Source organism: Marinovum sp. J2-8 (assembly GCF_055808435.1).
Genome location: NZ_JBVVRZ010000002.1, coordinates 460324 through 483116 on the forward strand (window position 1 = coordinate 460324; position 22793 = coordinate 483116).

A 22793-nucleotide genomic window follows, 5' to 3' on the forward strand; every position below is an offset into this window, starting at 1 on the left:
CATCCGGTGGCCGCACCGCTCAAGACTTTGTGAAAAGCGTGATGAGAGGCGGTTAATGCATTGAGAAATATATCTTAAATTTCGACCCCCATGGCCCGCACAAACCAGATGTGCGAAAATTCGCACAGGGTTAGCGGCAAACAGTGCGAAAATCCGCACATCTCGGGGCGCGTGGCAAATCCTTTGCATCTGCGGCAGGGTGACCGGATGGATGATCATTCAAACCCGGAACACAGGGCAGAAGCAGACCGATTTGATCGGGTGCTGGCGTTCCTGCAACGCGCCGCCCGCCTCAAGGATACCTTGCGCTCCGGGCGCACCGGCGACGGGGCGCTGGAAAGCGTCGCGGCCCATAGCTGGTCCCTGTGTCTTTTGGCGCTGCTGCTTGAGGACGATATGGACCGGGTCGATATGCTTCGGCTTTTGCGGCTTTGCATTCTGCATGACCTTGGCGAAGCGATTTCAGGCGATGTCCCGGCCATCGACCAAGACCCTGCGGTAGACAAATCCGCCCGCGAACGTGACGATCTTTTGGCCCTGTCAGACGGGCTGCCGGAGGACATCAAGCATCGCATTCTGAAACTGTGGGCGGAATACGACGCCGGCGAAACCGCCGAAGCGCAATGGGCCAAGGGGTTGGACAAGATCGAAACGATGGTTCAGCACGTCACCGGGCGACAGGATGCGGATTTCGATTACCTCTGGAACCTTGGGTATGGTGTGAAATGGACCGGACACCCCCCGTTGCTGAAAACGCTCCGGGCCAAGGTGGATGTGATGACGCGGGCCAAAGCCGCCAATTTCAACGGCGAAAATCCTCGGGCTTGATGCCATAGCGGGTCAGCTTGTCATAGAAGGTTTTGCGCGGCAGTTTCAGTTGTTTCGCGGCCTCTGACGCGCGGCCGTTCTGGCGGCCCAATGCGGCAACCAAAAGCGAGCGTTCGACCTGGGCCATCTGTTCCGCCAGACCAAGATCGGCATTGCGCGCCACCTCTTCCGGCATGCCAAGCACAAATCGCATTGCCGCCGACATCAGGGACCGGGCATTGCCGGGCCAATTCTGTGCCATCAGGGCGGCGGCATGATCATGGCTGATTTCGGGCACAGGAATTCCGGCCTGTTCCGCCGCTTGTTCGACGTAGTGGCGGAACATCACCGGAATGTCTTCGGGACGTTCCGACAGGGCGGGAATGCGCACCGGATGCACGTTCAAACGGTAAAACAGATCGGAATCGATCCGGCCTTCGGCCAGGGCCGTGTCCAATCCGCCCACCGCCCCGGCGATGAACCGCACCTCGCGTTGGCTGTCGAGCAGATCAAGCAGAACAAGCTGGCTGTCGGCGGGCATATCGGCAATGCCATCCAGAAACAGCGCGCCCCCCTTGGCCATGCCAAAGGCGGTGACCAGATCGTCGGGCGTCATGATCCGCGCGGCCCGCTTTTCAAACGGTCCCTTGGCGCGGGGCGAGCAGAGATGGATCACCTCGGCAACCTTGGAAATGCCCGACCCCTGCGGTCCGGTCACCAGCGCCTCGGCCGTGGAATGCGCCACCTGCCGCACCTGGGCGCGCAGGGCCTCGGACCGTTCGGATGCGCCGAACAACAGCCGCGCGGCGGCGTCCCCGGCCTCTAACTGGTTTTTGAACCGGCGATTTTCCAACACCATGGTGCGCATCGAAATCGCCCGCTCCAGCACCTTGAGCAATTCCTCGGTCTGGCAAGGCTTTTCGAGAAAGGCAAAGGCCCCGGCCCCCAGCGCACGCACCGCCATGGGCACATCCCCCTCGCCGGTCAGCAGGATCACTGGCAGCTCTGCATCGACCTCTTGTGCGAAATCAAGCAGGTGAAACCCGTCCCGCCCCGGCATGCGGATGTCAGACAGGATGACACCGGGAAAATCCGCACGGATGTGATCCTTGGCGACGACAAACGACGCCGCCGGCACCGCAGAAAACCCCGCAAGGTCCAGCGATTGGCACAGCGCGTCACGCAACCCGGCATCATCATCGACCAACAAAACCTGTTTCATGCCGCTTCGCCCCCTGCCCCCGCATCTGTTTCGCGCCACCGCTCCAGCTCGACGGTGAACACCGCGCCGCCGCCGGGCGCATTGGCGCCACGGATCGTGCCGCCGAAGCTTTGCACCAACCCATAAGAGATCGACAGCCCCAGCCCCATGCCATCCGGGCCGCCAACCTGTTTTGTCGAATAAAACGGATCGAACATCCGATCTGGATCTGCGATGCCGGGGCCGCTGTCGGCCATTGTCACGCGCGGGCGGTCGCCATCGGTCAGGGTGATGGTCAGATTGCGGGTCTCGCTCCGCTCCATCGCGTCAACGGCGTTGGACACGAGGTTGAGGAACACCTGCCCCAACCGCACCTCGCCGCCCCAGACCCAGATCGGCACCGACGGACGCTGCCAGTGCAGGGTCACATTGCCATGATGCAATCGGGTTTCCGCCAGTTCGACCGCGCTGTCGATCACCGCCACGATGTCGACCCGGCCCATCGGCTCGCTTTCATTGCGGGCAAAGGCGCGCAGGTTCTTGATGATACGCGCCATGCGCCGGGCCATGGCGGCAATCCGGCCAAGGTTGTCGCGGGCGGTTTCCGGCCGGTCCCGATCCAGAAAGGCCTGGGCGTTTTCGGCATATTGCTGGATTGCCATCAACGGCTGGTTCAACTCATGACTGATGCCGGCGGACATCTGGCCCAATGCCGACAATTTACCCGCCTGCACCAGATCCGCCTGGGCGCGTTTCAGGGCGGCCTCGGCCTCTTCGCGTTCGCGCACCTCATGGCGCAGGGCGGTATTGGTATCCGAAAGCTCACGGGTGCGGCTGGCAACCCGCAATTCCAGCCGCCGATTGGCCAGCGCCAGCGCGCGCCGCCGTGCGCCCGCCAGAAACAGCAAGGCGCCAAAGGTCGCCAACAACGCCGCCACCGCCGCCGATTGCCAAAGCGCCAGCCGCAGTGCCGGGCCCGTGTCAATCAACGCCTCGGCGCGCAAATCAATCAACGGCAGGTCCTGCGTCAGATGCAGCGCGCGACGCGGCACATAGGGCGACCAATCCACCTGCCAGATGTCATGCCCGCCCAAACGCCGCGCGCCAGGGGCCTTGCCCCCCGGGGCGGACGGCCCGATATCGCCTGCCCGTCGCTGCCACAACAGCACCTCGGAGCGGTTGGATATGAACACCAGCCCGTCACGGTCCAGAAAATAGATCGTCGGGCGATCGCCGCGCCAGTTTTCCTCCAGCCGGTCAATGTCCACCCCCAACACCAAGGCCCCGCGCACCACGCCATCGGCGGCAAAGGTCGGTGTGGCAAAGAACCAGCTGCGCACGCCATAGACGGTACTGACCACATGGTCCGAGCCCAAAGCCCCCTGCAAGGCCCGCTTGAAATAGCGGCTTTCGGTCAGGTTTTCCGGCACATCCTCGGTCGAGGACGCCAGCACCGCGCCGGTCGCATCGACATAAATCATCGTCAGCGCCGCGGTTTTGTCGGCCACATCCAACAGCAGCGCCTCGGCGCGGGCACGGTCACCGCCGTCATGCAGCGCCGCCAGAACCGGATCAGTCGCGGTCAGCACCGCGACCTCGGCATTATGTTGCAATTGCGCAGTCAGCCGGTCCGCAGCCAACGACAAATCCGCCTCGCCCCGGCGCGCCAATTGGTCCAACCCCTGGCGGAATCCGGTCTGCCAAACGGCGGCGCTGACCATGACAATCACCACAACATACAACACCGCAAGAGCGCGTGGGGAAGAGAACTTGGCTTTCATCCCGCCAGCTTAGCGCCAGCCGCCGCGCAAAGGAATGCCGGTCGGCACCTTTGTCGGCAATGCCGCACGATGCTGTCGGCAATGTCGCACAGTGCTGCTAGCAAAATCGCACGGCGCCCCACCGGGCACCCATCGCATGTGACGGCAAAAAGCGGACGCAGGCCAATCACCCTATCCAATCACCCCATGCTCCGGCGAGCACCAAAAAAGATACCCGCCGCGCCCTGCCCTGATCCGGCTGGCACGGCGACGGCGGATCACGCCCCTTGCGCCAACTCGGCGCATTATGCATTCTTTTTCGACGGAGGGCCCCACTACGGTACTACTTTGCAGGTGCGGCATTTTAGATGGTTCGAATGAAGTTGGTGGATTTTCCCCAAGTTTAGCGCTAACAGTCCTTAAAACCAATGCTGTGAGCAGGTAATATGAAAAACGAATTCTCCACCACATCAGTTATTCTTTGGGCAAGGATGCGGCCCATTCGTCGGTTTATGATTGGCGTATCGCGCTGTCATTGGCGCTGCGGGATCGCATGGTCGATCACTGGGTGCGCAGCACGCGCGAAACCTATGAAACCGGCGCGAAGCGGGTCTATTACCTGTCGCTGGAATTCCTGATGGGCCGTCTGGTCGAAGACATGGCCGCCAATCTGGGGCTGGACAAGGAAGCGCGCAGCGCGATCGAGGAACTGGGTCAGGACTATGATGTCATTGTGCATGACGAACCTGACGCGGCGCTGGGAAATGGCGGGCTGGGCCGGTTGGCCGCCTGTTTCATGGATTCCCTCGCAACCCTTGGCATCCCCGCCTATGGCTATGGCATCCGCTACGAACATGGCCTGTTTGAACAGAAGTTTTCTGACGGCAAACAGGTAGAGACCGCCGAAACCTGGCTGTCACAGCGGCATGCCTGGGAATTCGAACGCCCCGAAGTGCGGCACAAAATCCGGTTTGGCGGCCACGTGGATCACCACGAGGGCAAGGCCATCTGGCATGCGTCGGAAAGCGTCTTTGCCACCGCCTATGATACGCCGGTCATTGGCTGGAAGGGCACATGGGGCAACACGCTGCGGCTTTGGGCGGCCAAGGCTGCGGGGGCCTTTGACCTCGAAAGTTTCAACCGTGGTGATTACCTTGCCGCCGGGCGGTCCGAGGCGCTGGCGCGCACGATTTCGCGCGTGCTGTACCCCGACGACACCACCGATGCGGGCAAGCAGCTGCGGCTGAAACAGGAATATTTCTTCACCGCCGCTTCGCTGATGGATCTGATCCGCCGGTTCCTGACCGACCATGACGACATCACCGCCCTGCCCGATCACGTGGCGATCCAGTTGAACGACACCCACCCCGCCATTGCCGGTCCCGAACTGGTGCGCATTCTGGTGGATGATCACGGGCTGGAGATGGACAAAGCCATCGAACTGGCGCGCAGCTGCCTCAGCTATACCAACCACACGCTATTGCCCGAAGCGTTGGAAAAATGGCACGAGGGGCTCATGGCCTATGTGCTGCCGCGGCATCTGGAAATCATCCGCGCCATCGACAACAACCATCAGGCCCACCACCCCGGCAGCCCGCGCATCATCAATCATGACCATGTGCATATGGGCGAACTGGCCTTCATCATGGCGCATAAGGTCAATGGTGTGTCGGCGCTGCACAGCGAATTGGTCAAGGAAACCGTGTTTGCCGATCTGCACAAGATCCACCCGACACGGATTATCAACCAGACCAACGGCATCACGCCGCGCCGCTGGCTTTATACCAGCAATGCGCCGCTCAGCGATCTGATCACGCGTGAGATCGGCAGCGATTGGGTCGCCGATCTGGAGCAGTTGCAAAAGCTGAATGCCAAGGCCGAGGACACCGCATTCCTTGCCGATTTCCGTGCGGCCAAACGCGTCAACAAGGTCAAACTTGCCAAGTGGATCGCCGAAACCTGTGGTGTTCAGGTCGACCCGGACGCAATGTTCGATGTGCAGATCAAGCGCATCCACGAATACAAACGCCAGTTGATGAACATTCTGGAAACCATCGCGCTGTGGAATGACATCCGGGACAATCCCGGTGGCGATTGGACCCCGCGCGTCAAGATTTTTGGCGGCAAGGCAGCACCCGGCTATCACGTGGCCAAGCAGATCATCCATCTGATCAATGACGTGGCCGCCCGGATCAACAATGACCCGGTGACCAAGGATCTGCTGAAGGTGGTCTATCCATCGAACTACAATGTCACCATGGCGGAAATGCTGATCCCGGCGTCGGATCTGTCGGAACAGATCTCGACCGCGGGCAAGGAGGCATCGGGCACCGGCAACATGAAATTCGCCCTGAACGGTGCGCTGACCATCGGCACGCTGGACGGCGCGAATGTGGAAATCCGCGAACATGTCGGGGCAGAGAACTTCTTCTTGTTCGGTCTGACCACCGCCGAAGTCCAGGAACGGCGCAGCCATCCCGGCTTTGCCCGCAATGCGATCGAGGCCAGCCCGCGTCTTGGGCGTGTTCTGGGCCAGATCGTTGACGGTGTGTTTTCGCCGGACGAAGCCTCGCGATACCATGAATTGGTCGGCAATCTTTACGACCACGACTATTTCCTCGTGACCTGCGATTTCGACAGTTACTTTGACACGCAACGCGATGTCGACCAAGCTTATCGCAATCAGGTCAATTGGTCCTCCATGGCGCTTCGCAATACGGCCAGCATGGGCTGGTTCTCCTCCGACCGTACGATCCGTGGTTACGCGCGCGACATTTGGCACGCGGGCCCGGCAGGCACCGACAATCTGGAGAAAAGTGGATGACAACAGCCCCCCTGATACACCCGGACGAGGCCGCCAGCCTGGCCAATGGCGCGCATGGCAATCCATTTGCCGTGCTGGGTTTGCACGCGTTTGACGGCAACCTTGTGATCCGCGCCTTTCGGCCAGAGGCCGACAGTGTCGAGGTTCTGGACGCCAAGACCGGCAAGAAGATTGTCGATCTCGAACCGGCTGAAGGGGGGGATGGTGTATTTTGTGCAATCGTGCCGCGTCGCAAGACGCGGTTCGACTATCAGCTTCGCATGACACGCGGCGGCGTGATCTGGGAAGAGGTCGATGCCTATGCGCTTGGCCCGGTGATGGGCGAGATTGACGAATATCTGTTGGGCGAAGGCACCCACGGCCATCTGTGGCGTGCCCTGGGCGCGCATGTCATGACCCACGAAAATGTGTCCGGCACGCATTTCGCGGTCTGGGCACCAAATGCGAAACGCGTTTCCGTTGTCGGGGATTTCAACGGCTGGGATGGGCGGCGCCATGTGATGCGGCGGCGTGGGGCCACGGGCGTTTGCGAAATCTTTCTGCCCGGTATCTGCGATGGCGCGTCTTATAAATATGAAATTCAGGATGCCGGCGGCAACCTGATCCCGCTCAAGGCCGATCCGGTTGGATTCGGCGCAGAGCTGCCACCCCGCACCGCATCCGTGGTGCGCGACCTGACCGGCTATGACTGGCAGGACGCCAAATGGCTGAAGACCCGCGGCGGCGAACATCGCATCGACCGGCCGATTTCGGTCTACGAGGTCCATCTGGAAAGCTGGCGGCGCGTCCCCGAAGATGAAAACCGGTCGCTGACCTATCGTGAAATGGCTGACCAGCTGGTGGATTATGTCGTCGATATGGGCTTCACCCATGTCGAGACCACACCGATCAGCGAATATCCCTTTGGCGGCTCCTGGGGCTATCAGCCGGTGGGTCTTTTTGCGCCGACATCGCGGTTCGGCACGCCGGACGATTTCCGCTACTTTGTCGATGCCTGCCATCAGGCGGGACTGGGCGTCATCATCGACTGGGTGCCCGGGCACTTCCCGACCGACAGCCATGGGCTGGGTCAGTTTGACGGCACGGCGCTTTATGAACATGCCGACCCGAAAGAGGGTTATCACCCGGACTGGAACACGCTGGTTTACAACTATGGCCGGTCCGAGGTCGCCAATTACCTGATTGCCAACGCGAAATTCTGGGTTCAGGAATTTCACATCGACGGGCTGCGCGTCGATGCGGTGGCGTCGATGCTCTATCGTGACTATTCCCGCAAAGAGGGCGAATGGGTACCCAATATCCACGGCGGGCGCGAGAACCTGGAAGCGATCAGTTTCATGCAGCGCATGAACGAAGCCGTCTATGCCGACCAACCCGACATCATGACCATTGCCGAGGAATCCACCGCCTTTCCCGGTGTCAGCGCGCCGACCGACAGCGGCGGCCTGGGGTTCGGGTTCAAATGGAACATGGGCTGGATGAACGACACCCTGAGCTACATGGCCGAAGATCCGGTGAACCGGAAATACCACCACGACAAGATGACCTTTGGCCTGCATTACGCCTTTAGCGAAAACTTTGTCCTGCCGATCAGCCATGACGAGGTCGTGCATGGCAAAGGGTCGATGCTGCGCAAAATGCCGGGTGACGATTGGCAGCGGTTTGCCAATCTTCGGGCCTATTACGGCTTCATGTGGGGACACCCGGGCAAGAAGCTGTTGTTCATGGGCTGTGAATTTGCCCAGCACGAGGAATGGAATAATGAATCCAGCCTCGATTGGCATTTGCTGGAATATGGGCCGCACAAGGGCATGCAATCGCTGGTGCGCGATCTGAACGCGCTGTACCGCGCCACGCCAGCGCTGCATGAATTGGACAGCAAACCCGAAGGGTTCCGCTGGATCGACGGTGGCAATGCCGAGGATTCGATCTTTGCCTGGCTGCGTCTGGGCAAGGACGGCAGCGATCCGGTGCTGGTGGTGTCGAATTTCACGCCGGTGACACGCAGCGGATACCGGATTGGCGTGCCGAACGCGGGCGTCTGGCAGGAACTGCTGAACTCCGATGCGGACAGCTATGGCGGCAGCAATCAAATCAATGCCGGTGACCTGTCGACAGATCCGCAAGGCGCGCATGGATGTGAGCAGTCGCTGAACCTGACGATTCCGCCGCTGGCGACCATGTTCCTAAAATTAAAAACGGCCTGAGCCGCGATATTTTGTTCCAAGGGGGGGACCCGATGACAGAACCGAGACATATTCTTGCACAACAGACCATGGCCTATGTGCTGGCCGGGGGGCGCGGCAGTCGGTTGAAAGAAATGACTGATATCCGGGCGAAACCGGCGGTCTATTTCGGCGGCAAGACACGGATTATCGACTTTGCCCTGTCCAATGCGGTGAATTCCGGCATGCGCCGGATCGGGGTGGCGACGCAATACAAGGCCCACAGCCTGATCCGCCACCTGCAACGCGGCTGGAGCTTTTTCGCGCCGAGCGCAACGAAAGCCTGGATATTTTGCCGGCCTCGCAACAGATCAACGAAGACAATTGGTACAAGGGCACGGCCGATGCCGTGACCCAGAACATCTCGGTTCTGCGCGGCTATGCCCCGAAATACATCCTCATTCTGGCGGGCGACCATATCTACAAACAAGACTATTCCTTCATGGTCGAACAGCATGTGAAATCCGGCGCCAAGGTCACGGTCGGCTGTATCGAAGTGCCGCGCGAAGAGGCCAAGGCCTTTGGCGTGATGGACGTGGATGAGACCGACAAGATCCTGGAATTCGTCGAAAAACCCGCCGATCCCCCCGCAATGCCCGGCGACGAGAGCCGCTCACTGGCCAGCATGGGGATCTATGTGTTCGAAGCAGATTATCTGTACGACCTGTTGGAAAAAGACGCACAGAACCCGGACTCGACCAATGATTTTGGCCATGACATCATCCCCGGCATCGTCGCCGAGGGCGGGGCCTATGCCCATCCCTTTGGCCGCTCTTGCGTGCAATCCGGGCTGGAGGACAAACCCTATTGGCGTGATGTCGGTACGATTGACGCCTATTGGCAGGCCAATATCGACCTGACCGATTTCAAACCGGAACTGGATATCTATGCCAGCGAATGGCCGATCTGGACCTATTCCGAATTGGTGCCACCAGCGAAATTCATCCACAACGAAGAAGGCCGCCGCGGTCAGGCGGTGTCGTCGATGGTGGCGGGCGGATGCATCATTTCCGGTTCGTCGCTTTACCGCTGTTTGATGTTTACCGGCGTGCGCACCCATTCCTATTCCCAGCTCGAGGGCGTTGTTGCCCTGCCTTATTGCGAGGTCGGTCGGCGCGCACATCTGAAAAATGTCATCATTGACCGCGGGGTGAAAATTCCCGAGGGGCTGATCGTGGGCGAAGATGCGGCGTTGGACGCCAAAAGATTCCGCCGCTCCGAAGGGGGTGTTTGCCTGATCACCCAGGACATGATCGACGCATTGGATAGCTGACATGAATGTGCTGATGGTCACCTCGGAATGCGCGCCGTTCATCAAGACCGGTGGGCTGGCGGATGTGGCGGGCGCCCTGCCCGGCGCATTGAAACCCCTGGGCATTGAATGCCGCACCATGCTGCCGGCCTATCCGGCGCTGATGCCGTATCTGGCCAAAGGCACCGAGGTCGCCACATTTGGCGACCTCCCCGGTGGGGCCGGTCGATTGGTCCAGGTGGAGGCTGAGGGCATCACCCTTCTGCTGCTGGACGCACCACAGTTGTTCGATCGTCCCGGCGGCCCCTATGCCGACCCAACCGGCCAGGACTGGAACGACAATCACCGCCGCTTTGCCTCGCTTGCGCAGGCGGCGGCGCGGATCTGTTTTGATGGTTTGGCCGATTGGAAACCTGACATCCTGCATGCACATGACTGGCAGGCGGGTCTCGCCCCGGTCTATCTGAAACAACCGGGCGTGCCGGTGCCGAAATCCATCATGACTATCCACAACATCGCCTTTCAGGGGCGGGTTGCGCCGTTTGAGGGCCAGGAGCTGGGCCTGCGCTGGGATTGGTTCACCCCCGATGGCATGGAATTTCATGGCGATCTGTCGTTTTTGAAATCCGGGCTGGTTTACGCCGACCGCATCACCACGGTCAGCCCGACCTATGCCCGCGAAATCCTGACGCCAGAGTTCGGCATGGGGCTGGAGGGCGTGTTGCAGGCCCGGTCCGGCGCGCTGTCCGGGATTCTGAACGGGATCGACACCGACATCTGGAACCCGAACACCGACAGCGCATTGCCCCGGACCTATGATGGCCGTTCGATCACGCGCAAGGCGGAAAACCGCGCCGCGATTTGCGCCCGGCTGGGGCTGGACGTCGATCATGACGGCCCGCTGTTCTGTGTCATCAGCCGATTGACCGAACAAAAGGGGCTGGATGCCCTGGCCGAGGCGCTGCCGCATCTGGTGGCGGGCGGCGGTCAGCTGGCCTTGCTTGGCTCTGGTGCGCCGGATCTGGAAAAAGCCTATCTTGATGCGGCCAAGGCCTTTCCGGGCAAGGTTGGCGTGCATATCGGATACGACGAAGGGTTTTCGCACCTGCTACAAGGTGGCAGCGATGCGATCCTGATCCCGTCGCGATTTGAACCCTGTGGCCTGACCCAGCTTTATGGGCTGCGGTATGGCACGGTGCCGGTTGTCGCGCGCACCGGCGGGCTGGCCGATACGGTGATTGACGCCAATGTCGCCGCCCTGCGCGCCGGGGCCGCCACCGGATTTCAATTCGATGATGTCACCCGCTTGGGCGTGACGGATGTTCTGGACCGGGTGTTCCGGGCATATGCCAATGACACCGACTGGAAATCATTGCAAAAGGCCGCCATGAAACAGGCGGTGGGCTGGGATATCTCGGCTCAGGCCTATGCCGATATGTACAAAGAGGTTCTTGCTGAATGACCACAAACACGCCGATCACGGCAGAGATCCGGTCGGGGCGCCCGCATAAACTGGGGGCGCATTTCGACGGCGAAGGCACCAATTTCGCGGTGTTTTCGGAAAATGCCGCACGCGTGACCCTGTGTCTGTTTTCCCCGGATGGAAAACGCGAAGAATTCCGACTTGATCTGCCAGAGCGGACCGGTGCGGTCTGGCATGGCTATGTGCCCGGCGTGCGCCCCGGCGCGCTTTATGGCTATCGTGTGGATGGGCAATTCGCCCCCGAACGCGGCCATCGCTTCAATTCCAACAAGCTGCTGCTTGATCCCTATACCCGTGAAATCGCCGGGCAATTCACCAACCACGCCGCGACCTATGGCTATGACCCAGAGGCCGCCAATGGCGATCTGCATTTCTCGACCGAGGACAGCGCGCCACATGTGCCGAAATCGGTGGTGTCAGACCCGAATGATTTCCCGTTGGATGCCCGCACATTGTCGCAAGGTCACGACGGCGGCCTGATCTATGAGGCCCATGTCAAAGGCGCCACCAAGCGACATCCCGGCGTGCCCGAAGACCTGCGTGGCACCTATGACGGGTTTGCCTCTGATGCGATGCTCGACCATCTGACCCGGCTGGGTGTGGATGCGGTGGAAATCCTGCCGGTGCAGGCGTTGAAATCCGAACCGATGCTGGGCGCGAAATCGCTGACCAATTACTGGGGGTACAATACCATCGGCTTCTTTGCGCCGGAGCCGCGTTATTTCGGCCCGGCGGGTGTGCGCGGCTTTCGCGCCATGGTCGAACGCTTTCATGCTGCCGGGATCGAGGTGATCCTGGATGTGGTCTACAACCACTCGGCCGAAGGCGATCATATGGGCCAAACCCTGAGCTTTCGGGGCCTCGACAATGCGGCCTATTACCGGCTTCTGGATGGACAGCCACGGTATTACGTGAATGACACCGGCTGCGGCAATACATTGAATGCCGGCCATCCGTTTGTCTTGCGCATGATCATGGACAGTTTGCGGTTCTGGGTCCAGGCGATGGGCATCGACGGTTTCCGCTTTGATCTGGCCACCACATTGTGTCGCGGGCGGCATGGGTTTGACTTTGGCGGCCCGTTCCTGACCACCTTGCGGCAGGATCCGGTGCTTTCGGCGATCAAGATGATTGCCGAACCCTGGGACATTGGTCCCGGCGGCTATCAACTCGGTCAATTTCCACCGCTCTTTGCGGAATGGAACGACCGGTATCGCGACACCGTGCGGCGGTTCTGGCGCGGGGATGGCCATAGTGCGCAGGATCTGGGGTCGGCGCTTCTTGGCTCGGCGGATCAATTTGACCGCCGTGGGCGGCGCGCCTGGGCCTCGGTGAATTTCGCTGCGGCGCACGACGGGTTCACCCTGGCGGACAGCACCGCCTATGTTGAACGCCACAACGAGGCCAACGGCGAACACAACCACGATGGCCACCACAGCAACTACAGCGACAATTTCGGCGTCGAGGGCGAGACCAGCGATCCGATCATCCTTGCCGGGCGCAAACGGCGGGCGCGCAACGTGCTGGCCACGGTCCTGCTCTCGCAGGGTACGCCGATGATCTTGGCCGGTGACGAAGGCGGCCACAGCCAGAACGGCAACAACAATGCCTATTGCCAGGACAATGACACCACCTGGATCGACTGGGACAAACTGGACCCTGACCAGATCGAATTCACCGCCGCGCTGTCGAAATTCCGCAAGGATCACATGACCTTGCGCCAGCATTCTTTCCTGCATGGCGCGGTCCGCAGCGAAGGCGGTGGGCGCGATGTCGAATGGCGGGCCTTTGATGGGTCGGCGCTGAACTGGCGCGATCCGGGCCTGTCCAGCCTTGGTCTTGTCCTGCGGGGCTGCGCCGAGGATACGGCTGGCAATGCCTCGCGCGATACGGTTCTTCTGGCCTTCAACCGCGAAAACCGGACCGATGTGCTTGTCCTGCCTGATCCCGGCGACGGCCATTGGGTGCGCGAGATCGACACCTCTCAGGCGGCGCAATCCGCTGTGGTCATGCCGGTGCGCCGCACCCGTGTTGCGGCACAATCGGTGGCCGCCTTTGTTCTGCGCGAAGGGGCGCCCGAATGAATTCAGACGACGCGCTGCGCCAGCTTGCCCAGGCAAGTGGCGTTCATCTTGAGTTTCATGACCTGTCCGGCCAGCGCCAGGAAACGCCACCGCCCACCCTGCGGGCGCTGTTGGCGGCGCTTGGGGTCGAGGCGGAAAATGACGCGGCGGTCACCGCGGCGCTGGCGGCCCTGCAAGCCGAACAGAATGATCGCCATTTGCCAGAGGAAATGATCCTCCCCGCAGGCGAGGCGGTATCGCTTCCGATTGCTGGCGCCTGCGATTGGTCCTTGCTGGACGAGGACGATCAGGAGTTGCACAGCGGCCATGCCACCACAGCGCTGGCCTTGCCGGCACTGCGTGTGGGGTATTATGCCCTGCATCTCTCTGGCCCGGATTGGCGTGAAGACAGTTTTCTTTTGGCCCGGCCCAAACATGCGCCGAAACTGGCCAATGCCACCGGGTTTGACCGCAGCTGGGGCGTGACCGCCGCGCTCTATGGTCTGCGATCTGACCGCAATGGCGGCTTGGGCAATTATGACGATCTGGCCACCACCGCCCGCGCCCTTGCCCATCACGGGGCGCAATTCCTTGGGGTCAATCCGCTGCATGCGCTCGGCTGGGCCTCGCAAGAGGTGATAAGCCCCTATTCCCCCACCCATCGCGGCTTTTTCAATACCGATCATATTGCAGTGGATGGCCTTGGCCCCTGCCCCGATGATGCGCTGATCGACTATGGCGCGTTCCGCCAGCAGCAGCGCCCGAAGCTGGAGGCGGAGTTTGCCGCCATGGCCCCATCGGCGGCGTTCACCGCGTTTTGCCGCCAAGGCGGGCCCGCGCTGGAGGCTTTCGCCTGTTACGAGGCGATCAGCGAAACATATGGCGGTGACAGCGCCCGCTGGCCCGAAGAATTGCAATCGCCCGGACCGGCCGCTGTCAAAGCCGCCGGTCGCCGTGCCGATTTTCATCGCTGGCTGCAATGGCGGGCGGAAACCGGGATCGACGCCGCCCAAACCGCAAGCCGCGACGCGGGCATGTCGCTGGGGCTATACCTTGATCTGGCGGTTGGCGCGCGTCCCGGCGGTGCCGAGGCCTGGATGCATGGTGATACAATCGCGCGCGGCGTGTCGATCGGGGCACCGCCCGATCAGCTTAGCCCCGAAGGGCAATCCTGGGCGCTGGTCGCCCATGCGCCCGGGCGTCTGGCCACGGCACGCTATGCGCCGATGCGCGCCATGCTGCGCAAGTTGATGCGCAAATGCGGGCTGATCCGGATTGATCATGCGCTGGGCCTGATGCGCAGCTATTGGTTGCCGGATGACGGCAGCCCCGGCGCCTATATTACCCAGCCGTTTGACTCGCTTCTGGCCGTTATCGCCATCGAAGCGCATCTGGCAAATTGCGTCGTTGTGGGCGAGGATCTGGGTCTTGTCCCGGCCGGGTTCCGCGAAAAGATGAATGCCTCTGGTCTATATTCCTATGCGGTCTGGCAGTATGAGACCTATGACGATGGCTGGCTGCGCGATCCCGGCGATCTGCGGCCCTATGCGCTGGCGTGTTTTTCCACCCATGACACCCCGACACTCAGCGGGTTCTGGCATGGCACGGATATTTCCCTGTGGGAGCAGATGGGCTGGATCGGCGGCGAAACCGTTGGCCACCGCCACGGCACCCGCGCCCACCAACGCGAAAGCCTGCGCCGCCATTGCGGCATTGCCCATGATGCCGGCCCGGCGGATGTGGCGGATGCCATCCACGGCACGCTGTCCCGGTCCCCCGCCGCCATGAGCGCAGTGCAGCTTGACGATATTCTTGGGGTTACGGATGCGCCAAACCTGCCGGGGACGGTGGATGAACATCCAAACTGGCGTCGCCGTACACCAATGGATGTCGCTGATTTCAAAAGCTCTTCCGAATTTGAGCGCATTGGCGTAACCATGCGCGCGGGCGACCGTCAGCCCGCAGTTTCAACATCCGATCAATTGCCAAATCAGCCTCAAATTTCCCCAGACAAAGGACCGTCACATGTCCCGCACAACCCACGCCTGCACAGCCTTTGAGGGCCAGAAGCCCGGCACATCCGGCCTGCGCAAGAAAACCCGCGTGTTCATGCAGCCCAATTATCTGGAATGCTTTGTTCAGGCGATTTTCAACGCCATCGGCGGCGCATCCGGCAAGACATTTGTTGTGGGCGGTGATGGTCGGTATTTCAACGCCGAGGCCATTCAGACCATCCTGCGCATGGCTGCTGCCAATGGTGCCGCGCGGGCGATTGTTGGCCAAAACGGGCTGTTGTCGACCCCGGCTGCGTCACATCTGATCCGCAAACGGGGCACCGACGGCGGGCTTATCCTGTCGGCCAGCCATAACCCCGGCGGCATCGACGAAGATTTCGGGCTGAAATTCAATATCTCGAACGGTGGTCCTGCCCCGGAAAAAGTCACCGCAGCGATGTTCGAAGAAACCAAGACAATGTCAGAGTATCACACGCTGGATACCGCCGACATCGACCTTGGGTCCATCGGCGAGACCACAGTCGGCGACATGGCGGTCGAGATTGTCGATCCGGTGACGGATTACGCCGCGCTGATGGGCGAGCTCTTTGATTTCGACGCGATCCGCGCGCTGTTTGCCGGTGGTTTCACCCTGAAATTCGACGCGATGCATGCGGTGACTGGACCCTATGCAACCGCAATCCTCGAAGACACATTGGGCGCGCCCAAGGGATCGGTGATCAATGCGGTGCCGCAGGTGGATTTCGGCAAGGGCCACCCCGACCCCAACCCGATCTGGGCCAAGCCGCTGGTCGATCTGGTGATGTCCGACGCGGGCCCCGATTTTGCCGCCGCATCCGATGGCGACGGCGACCGCAACATGATCCTGGGGCGCGGCATCTATGTGACGCCCTCTGACAGCCTTGCGGTATTGGCCGCCAACGCCCATCTGGCGCCGGGTTATGCCCGTGGTCTGGCCGGGGTCGCGCGGTCGATGCCGACATCGCAGGCCTGTGACCGGGTGGCGGAAAAGCTGGGGATCGAATGCTTTGAGACCCCGACAGGCTGGAAATTCTTTGGCAACCTGCTGGACGCGGGCCGCGCGACGCTGTGTGGCGAGGAAAGTGCCGGCACCGGGTCGGACCATGTGCGCGAAAAAGACGGGCTTTGGGCCGTGCTGCTCTGGCTGAACGTGCTGGCGGCGCGCAAGGTTTCGGTGGCCGACATCCTGATGGATCACTGGCAGACCTATGGCCGCAACTATTATTCCCGCCACGACTATGAGGCGGTGGATTCCGACAAGGCCAACGGCCTGATGGCCGATCTTGAGGCGAAATTGGCTGATTTGCCGGGAACCGCGCTGAATGGTTTGACCATCTCTGCCGCCGATCAATTCGCCTATCACGATCCGGTTGACGGCTCTGTCAGCAAGAATCAGGGCATTCGCATCCTGTTCGAAGGTGGCAGTCGCGGTGTGATCCGCCTGTCCGGCACCGGCACCGAAGGCGCGACAATCCGGGTTTATCTGGAACGGTACATGCCTGCCGATGGCGATCTGGAAATCGAAACGCAAGCCGCGCTCAAGGTTATTGCCGATGCCATTGGCGAAGTCAGCGAATTGCAGGCCCGCACCGGACGCGACGCGCCCGATGTCATGACCTGAGGCGGCTAGCGCGGCGGCACTGACGTGCTGGCGCGCACCACCAATTCAACATCGACAAGCTCCGGTGAGACATCGCCGGAGCTTTCTGCTTTTTCCAGCCGTTTCAATAAGTTTCCCGCCGCTCTTGACCCTATCTCACGTCTATGTTGACGGATCGTCGTCAGCGCAGGCACATAAAACTCCGACATTTGAATATCGTCGAAACCGACCACCGATATGTCATTTGGCACCGACAGCCCGCCGCTGGTGAGTCCGGCGATCATGCCAAAGGCCACCATATCGGACGCGCAAAAAACTGCCGTGGGACGGTTGCTCATGGACAGGATGCTTTCCGCAGCACGATGACCTGAATGCAACGAGAAATCGCCGCGGATCACCCATTCATCCCGCACCGCCAATCCAAGTTCTTCGCGCTCGACCATCATGCCTTGGCGGCGCATGCGCGTCAGCATGTTGCCCTTGGGTCCGGTCACATGTGCAATATCCCGGTGGCCAAGGTCATAAAGGTGCCGCACCGCCAGACGCGCGCCCTTCTCATTGTCGCTGCGCACCGAAGGATAAGGCGCGCCTTGCACCCATTCACAGGCAAAAACGATCCTGTCCTCGACACCCTCCCGTGCAAAAAGCGCAAGATCGCTTTTGGTCAGGTTGCCATCAAGTGAGATCATGCCGTCAATCCGGCTGTCGCGGAAATAATCCACCAAAACCTTTTCACGGCCTTCTTCGTCCCAGGTATCCGCGATCAGAACCGAGTAATCTGTCCCCGAAAAACCCGCGCTGATCCCGGCAAGGATTTGCGAAAAGAACGGGTTTCCCAGATTGGGCACCAATACCAAAACCGCCCCCGCCCGCTGTTTTCGCAGATTCTGCGCCGCGCGATTGACCCGGTAGCCCGTCGTGCGGACCGCCTCAAACACGGCCTTGCGGGTGGTTTCCGTCACCAGGTCCGGATTGGACAAAGCTCGGCTGACGGTGGCGGTGGATACCCCCGCCGCCTCCGCTACATCCTGAATTCTGGCCGCTTTGTTCATTTGCTCCTGACCGCCGTTTGATGTGCCCTTATGCAACGGGTTGACACGAATCTCTCTGCGTCCAATGGTACATGTAATCGTTTACAAACGTCCAGAAATACGATTACCTGTAAATGTAAACGATTTCAAAGCCAAAAGATTCGCGACAACAGCGACTTTTGGCGGAACGACCGGGTTGCGACCAGCGGCCCACAGGGTGGAATATCTGGGAGGATAAAATGAAATCTATTCGTACTGTATTAACGGCGACAACTGCGCTTTGCGCCGCCGGGTCGGTCTATGCTGCTGATCTGGAAGTGACCCATTGGTGGACCTCGGGTGGCGAGGCCGCGGCGGTTGCGGAATTCGCCCGTGAATTCGAAGCACAGACCGACAACACATGGGTCGACGGCGCAATTGCCGGCGGTGGCGGCACCGCGCGCCCGGTCATGGTCAGCCGGATCATTGGTGGCGATCCCATGGGCGCCTTTCAGTTCAACCATGGTCGGCAGGCCGAAGAATTGATCGAGGCCGGACTGCTGCGCGACATGACCCATGTGGCCGAAGCCGAAGGGTGGAAGGACATCGTCAACCCGCCGTCGCTGCTGGACGCCTGTACCGTAGACGGCAAAATCTATTGCGCGCCAGTCAATATCCATTCGTGGCAATGGCTGTGGCTCTCGAATGCGGCGTTTGAAAAAACCAATCAGGCGGTTCCGACCAATTGGGATGAATTTGTGGCGGCCGCCCCTGCCCTGCGTGAGGCCGGGATCACACCGATGGCACTTGGCGGCCAACCCTGGCAGAGCTCTGGCGCATTCAACGTTTTGATGGCGACGCTGGCGGGGCCGGATGTGCTGCAACAGATCTATGGCGATGGCGACGCGGAAATGGCCGCGGGTGACAAGATGACCCGCGTGTTCCAGGCCGCATCCAACATGCGCGAAATGGTGCAGGGATCGAATGTTCAGGATTGGAACCAGGCGACCAACCTTGTGATCACCGATCAGGCCGGCGGCCAGATCATGGGCGATTGGGCACAGGGTGAATTTGCCGTCGCAGGCGAAGTTGCGGGCACCGATTACACCTGTCTGCCCGGATTGGGCGTGATCGAGGTGATTTCGACCGGCGGCGATGCGTTTTATTTCCCGGAAACCGGCGATGCCGAAACCGAGGCCGCCCAGGATGCGCTGGCCGCAACCCTGCTGAAGCCCAATACCCAGGTGGCCTTCAACCTGAAAAAAGGCTCGCTGCCTGTGCGTTCGGATGTCGATCTTGAGACCGCAAATGATTGTATGAAAAAGGGTCTCGAAATCCTTGGCTCTGGTGCGATCATGCCCGACGTGAACATGCTGAACACCGAAGACACCAACAATCAGCTGAATGACCTGTTTGTGCAATTCTTTCAGGATCCGTCGATCAGCGCCGATGACGCCCAGGCGCGTTTCGTCGATATCGTCGCCAGCAAAGACTAAGCCCCGCTAGGCTTTGGGCCGGATCGCGCGCGTCGCGGTCCGGTCTGTTTTCCGTATTTTCCCATGTGCGAGGCATGTCTTATGGCTGCGACCCGCCCAATCCGGTTGTTCCGGAACATCTCCGCCAAGATCGCTGCGATCCCGATGATCCTCACCGCCATGGTGGTGTTCGTCGGCGGTACAGCCTGGACGGTGACCTATTCTTTTACCTCGTCGAAACTGTTGCCAAAGGCAAAATTCGTCGGTCTCGACCAATATGAACGGCTGTGGAACACGCCACGGTGGCTTGTCTCGCTTGAAAACCTGTTGATCTATGGCATCTGCATGATGGTGCTGAGCCTTGTTCTGGGGTTTGTTCTGGCGGCCTTGCTGGATCAGAAGATCCGGTTCGAAAACACCTTTCGCACCATTCTTCTCTATCCTTTTGCGCTGTCGTTCATCGTGACCGGGCTGGTGTGGCAATGGTTGCTGAACCCGGATTTCGGCATCCAGAGCGTCATCCACCGCATGGGTTGGACCAGTTTCAATTTCGACCCGCTCTACAATGCGGATATCGTGATCTTCGGCGTGTTGATTGCCGGTCTCTGGCAGGGCACCGGATTGGTGATGTGCCTGATGCTGGCCGGATTGCGTGGCATTGATCAGGACATCTGGAAGGCCGCCCGCGTTGACGGCATCCCGTCCTGGAAAACCTATATCTTCATCGTCATTCCGATGATGCGCCCGGTGTTCATCACCACATTGGTGATCATCGCCAGCGGCATCGTGCGGCTTTACGATCTGATCGTGGCACAGACCGGCGGCGGCCCCGGCATCGCATCGGATGTGCCCGCCAAATACGTCTATGATTACATGTTTCAGGGCCAGAACCTGGGCCAGGGTTTTGCCGCGTCAACCATGATGCTGCTGGCGGTTCTGGTGGTGGTGATCCCCTGGGCCTATCTCGAATTCGGAGGCAAGAAACATGTCTGATACTGCCCTGTTGTCATCTGCGCCGCCGGTATCGGGGGATGCCATGACCGGCCCGCGCGGCCCGAAACCCCGCCGCCGCTTTTCGCGCCGCAACATTTTCATCTATGGCACGCTGATCGTCGTGGCGCTGTATTATCTGCTGCCGCTCTATGTGATGATTGTGACCTCGTTGAAGGGCATGCCGGAAATCCGGCTTGGCAATATCTTCGCCCCACCGGTCGAGATCACCTTTGAACCCTGGGTCAAGGCCTGGGCCGAGGCCTGTACCGGGTTGAATTGTGACGGGCTGTCGCGCGGGTTCTGGAACTCGGTGCGGATCACCGTGCCGTCGGTTCTGGCCTCGATCGCGATTGCATCGGTAAACGGCTATGCCCTGGCCAATTGGCGGTTCAAAGGGGCGGATGCGTTTTTCACCATCCTGATCTTTGGCGCCTTCATCCCCTATCAGGTGATGCTTTATCCCATCGTGATCCTGTTGCGGGAAATGGGGCTTTATGGCTCGCTCACCGGGTTGATCATGGTGCATTCGATCTTTGGCATGCCGATCCTGACGCTGTTGTTCCGCAACTACTTCACCTCGTTGCCGGAAGAATTGTTCAAGGCCGCCCGCGTCGACGGTGCCGGGTTCTGGCAGATCTATTTCCAGATCATGCTGCCGATGTCGCTGCCGATCTTTGTCGTCGCAATGATCCTGCAAGTCACTGGAATCTGGAATGATTTCCTGTTTGGCGTGGTCTATACCAAGCCGGATCTTTACCCGATGACCGTGCAGTTGAACAATATCGTCAACTCGGTTCAGGGGGTCAAGGAATACAACGTCAACATGGCGGCAACCCTGCTGACCGGGCTTGTGCCGCTGGTCATCTACTTCGTTTCCGGAAAACTCTTCGTGCGCGGCATTGCGGCCGGCGCGGTCAAAGGCTGAGGTCAGACACTCATGGAACCCAATATCTCGATCCGGAACCTCGATCTCAGCTTTGGCGCGGTCGAAGTTCTGAAAAACCTGAACCTCGAGATCGGCAAAGGTGAATTTCTGGTTCTGCTTGGCTCGTCCGGCTGTGGCAAATCCACCTTGCTGAACTGCATTGCCGGTCTTCTGGATGTGACCGACGGCCAGATCCATATTCAGGGCCGCAATGTCACCTGGGAAGAGCCCTCAAAACGCGGCATTGGCATGGTGTTTCAATCCTATGCGCTTTATCCGCAAATGACGGTTGAGGGCAATCTGAGCTTTGGTTTGAAAAACGCCGGCATGGCCAAGACCGAGGTCGCCGAACGTGTGGCCCGCGCCGCCAAGATCCTGCAAATCGAGCCGCTGTTGAAACGCAAACCCGGCGCTTTGTCCGGGGGCCAGCGTCAGCGGGTCGCCATTGGCCGGGCGCTGGTGCGCGATGTCGATGTGTTTCTGTTCGATGAACCGCTGTCGAACCTGGATGCCAAGCTGCGCACCGATCTCAGGGCCGAAATCAAGGAATTGCACCAGACACTGGCCAACACGATGATCTATGTCACCCATGACCAGATCGAAGCGATGACCCTGGCCGATCGAATTGCCATCATGCGGGGCGGTTTGATCCTGCAACTGGCCAGCCCGAACGAAATCTACAACCGCCCGGCCAATAAATACGTCGCCGATTTCATCGGCTCGCCCGCGATGAATTTCTTTGAGGGCACGGTGTCGACCGGTGAGGTGCCGGTGTTTTCCTGCCCGACCGGGGATTTCCCGCTGACCAGTTACGAATTCACCGAAGCAGGCCCAAGGCCTGGCCCCGCATGGTTTGGCATTCGCCCCGAACATATCGCCACCGGCGACGATGTGGCCGACAAGGAAATCCAACTGGCGTCGACCGTCATGTTGGTGGAACCGCTGGGCTCTGACACCCATGCCCGGGTGCGGGTTGGTGATCAGGTGCTTTGGGTGCGGCTGGACGGTCAGGCCGACATTGCGGCGGGCGACACGCTCAACATCGGTTTCAGCGCCGCCCGCGCCAACCTCTTTGACAAAAACACCGAGGACCGGATCTGACCGGCCCTCCCCGAACACATCAGACATACAGGATCAAA

14 protein-coding genes and 1 pseudogene are annotated in these 22793 nt (G+C 60.3%); 12 read left to right on the forward strand and 3 right to left on the reverse strand.

The features are described 5' to 3' along the window. The first annotated feature begins 207 nt into the window (after positions 1-207). A complete protein-coding gene (locus AC0L4F_RS08120; protein ID WP_244687194.1) occupies positions 208-828 on the forward strand; it encodes an HD domain-containing protein in 621 nt (206 codons plus the stop codon). Here the strand turns inward: AC0L4F_RS08120 and AC0L4F_RS08125 are convergent. Beyond that, positions 803-2029: a sigma-54-dependent transcriptional regulator gene (locus tag AC0L4F_RS08125; RefSeq protein ID WP_244687196.1), complete on the reverse strand. Its 1227-nt coding sequence runs from the start codon at positions 2027-2029 to the stop codon at positions 803-805. The genes AC0L4F_RS08120 and AC0L4F_RS08125 overlap by 26 nt on opposite strands. Further along, positions 2026-3789, reverse strand: a complete 1764-nt coding sequence (locus tag AC0L4F_RS08130; protein ID WP_244687198.1) for a sensor histidine kinase — start codon at positions 3787-3789, stop codon at positions 2026-2028. The genes AC0L4F_RS08125 and AC0L4F_RS08130 overlap by 4 nt, the downstream gene beginning before the upstream one ends. Before the next feature lie 436 nt (positions 3790-4225). Between AC0L4F_RS08130 and AC0L4F_RS08135 the strand changes: the two genes are divergently transcribed. The 7 genes and pseudogenes from AC0L4F_RS08135 to AC0L4F_RS08165 all read left to right on the forward strand — a co-directional run bounded on the left by AC0L4F_RS08135 (position 4226) and on the right by AC0L4F_RS08165 (position 17272). After that, on the forward strand, positions 4226-6592 hold the full coding sequence (locus AC0L4F_RS08135; RefSeq protein WP_348524082.1) for a glycogen/starch/alpha-glucan phosphorylase: 2367 nt from the start codon (positions 4226-4228) through the stop codon (positions 6590-6592). Beyond that, a complete protein-coding gene (gene glgB / locus AC0L4F_RS08140) occupies positions 6589-8799 on the forward strand; it encodes a 1,4-alpha-glucan branching protein GlgB (RefSeq protein WP_244687203.1) in 2211 nt (736 codons plus the stop codon). The genes AC0L4F_RS08135 and glgB overlap by 4 nt, the downstream gene beginning before the upstream one ends. Before the next feature lie 32 nt (positions 8800-8831). Beyond that, a pseudogene (gene glgC / locus AC0L4F_RS08145) lies at positions 8832-10090 on the forward strand (glucose-1-phosphate adenylyltransferase). A gap of 1 nt (position 10091) precedes the next feature. Next, the gene (glgA, locus tag AC0L4F_RS08150; RefSeq protein WP_244687205.1) at positions 10092-11531 is read left to right on the forward strand and encodes a glycogen synthase GlgA; all 1440 of its coding nucleotides are present in this window, start codon (positions 10092-10094) and stop codon (positions 11529-11531) included. Then, entirely contained in the window at positions 11528-13636 is a 2109-nt protein-coding gene (gene glgX, locus AC0L4F_RS08155; RefSeq protein WP_244687207.1) for a glycogen debranching protein GlgX, read from the forward strand. Before glgA ends, glgX begins: the two co-directional genes overlap by 4 nt. After that, complete coding sequence (locus tag AC0L4F_RS08160) at positions 13633-15675, forward strand: 4-alpha-glucanotransferase (RefSeq protein ID WP_244687209.1); 2043 nt, start codon at positions 13633-13635, stop codon at positions 15673-15675. The genes glgX and AC0L4F_RS08160 overlap by 4 nt, the downstream gene beginning before the upstream one ends. Next, positions 15641-17272 (forward strand): alpha-D-glucose phosphate-specific phosphoglucomutase, encoded by a 1632-nt coding sequence (locus AC0L4F_RS08165; RefSeq protein ID WP_244687212.1) that lies wholly within the window; start codon positions 15641-15643, stop codon positions 17270-17272. Before AC0L4F_RS08160 ends, AC0L4F_RS08165 begins: the two co-directional genes overlap by 35 nt. A gap of 5 nt (positions 17273-17277) precedes the next feature. Here AC0L4F_RS08165 and AC0L4F_RS08170 read toward each other — a convergent pair whose 3' ends face one another. Continuing rightward, a complete protein-coding gene (locus tag AC0L4F_RS08170) occupies positions 17278-18303 on the reverse strand; it encodes a LacI family DNA-binding transcriptional regulator (RefSeq protein ID WP_244687214.1) in 1026 nt (341 codons plus the stop codon). Between the two features lie 218 nt (positions 18304-18521). On the opposite strand from AC0L4F_RS08170, the gene AC0L4F_RS08175 reads away from it, so the two are divergent. The 4 genes from AC0L4F_RS08175 (at position 18522) to AC0L4F_RS08190 (ending at position 22755) form a co-directional block, all read left to right on the forward strand. Continuing rightward, positions 18522-19757, forward strand: a complete 1236-nt coding sequence (locus tag AC0L4F_RS08175) for an ABC transporter substrate-binding protein (protein WP_244687216.1) — start codon at positions 18522-18524, stop codon at positions 19755-19757. Between the two features lie 81 nt (positions 19758-19838). Beyond that, positions 19839-20729 (forward strand): carbohydrate ABC transporter permease, encoded by an 891-nt coding sequence (locus AC0L4F_RS08180; protein WP_244687218.1) that lies wholly within the window; start codon positions 19839-19841, stop codon positions 20727-20729. Next, on the forward strand, positions 20722-21654 hold the full coding sequence (locus AC0L4F_RS08185) for a carbohydrate ABC transporter permease (protein ID WP_244687221.1): 933 nt from the start codon (positions 20722-20724) through the stop codon (positions 21652-21654). The genes AC0L4F_RS08180 and AC0L4F_RS08185 overlap by 8 nt, the downstream gene beginning before the upstream one ends. A 12-nt stretch (positions 21655-21666) precedes the next feature. After that, a complete protein-coding gene (locus AC0L4F_RS08190) occupies positions 21667-22755 on the forward strand; it encodes an ABC transporter ATP-binding protein (RefSeq protein WP_244687224.1) in 1089 nt (362 codons plus the stop codon). Positions 22756-22793 lie beyond the last annotated feature (38 nt).

Excerpts from the sequence above, each read along its gene's own strand:
- AC0L4F_RS08180 (WP_244687218.1), top strand. The coding sequence starts at position 19,839 with ATGGCTGCGACCCGCCCAATCCGGTTGTTCCGGAACATCTCCGCCAAG.
- AC0L4F_RS08185 (WP_244687221.1), top strand. The coding sequence starts at position 20,722 with ATGTCTGATACTGCCCTGTTGTCATCTGCGCCGCCGGTATCGGGGGAT.
- glgA (WP_244687205.1), top strand. The coding sequence starts at position 10,092 with ATGAATGTGCTGATGGTCACCTCGGAATGCGCGCCGTTCATCAAGACC.
- AC0L4F_RS08165 (WP_244687212.1), top strand. The coding sequence starts at position 15,641 with ATGTCCCGCACAACCCACGCCTGCACAGCCTTTGAGGGCCAGAAGCCC.
- AC0L4F_RS08175 (WP_244687216.1), top strand. The coding sequence starts at position 18,522 with ATGAAATCTATTCGTACTGTATTAACGGCGACAACTGCGCTTTGCGCC.
- AC0L4F_RS08170 (WP_244687214.1), bottom strand. The coding sequence starts at position 18,303 with ATGAACAAAGCGGCCAGAATTCAGGATGTAGCGGAGGCGGCGGGGGTA.
- glgX (WP_244687207.1), top strand. The coding sequence starts at position 11,528 with ATGACCACAAACACGCCGATCACGGCAGAGATCCGGTCGGGGCGCCCG.
- glgB (WP_244687203.1), top strand. The coding sequence starts at position 6,589 with ATGACAACAGCCCCCCTGATACACCCGGACGAGGCCGCCAGCCTGGCC.
- AC0L4F_RS08130 (WP_244687198.1), bottom strand. The coding sequence starts at position 3,789 with ATGAAAGCCAAGTTCTCTTCCCCACGCGCTCTTGCGGTGTTGTATGTT.
- AC0L4F_RS08120 (WP_244687194.1), top strand. The coding sequence starts at position 208 with ATGGATGATCATTCAAACCCGGAACACAGGGCAGAAGCAGACCGATTT.
- AC0L4F_RS08160 (WP_244687209.1), top strand. The coding sequence starts at position 13,633 with ATGAATTCAGACGACGCGCTGCGCCAGCTTGCCCAGGCAAGTGGCGTT.
- AC0L4F_RS08190 (WP_244687224.1), top strand. The coding sequence starts at position 21,667 with ATGGAACCCAATATCTCGATCCGGAACCTCGATCTCAGCTTTGGCGCG.
- AC0L4F_RS08125 (WP_244687196.1), bottom strand. The coding sequence starts at position 2,029 with ATGAAACAGGTTTTGTTGGTCGATGATGATGCCGGGTTGCGTGACGCG.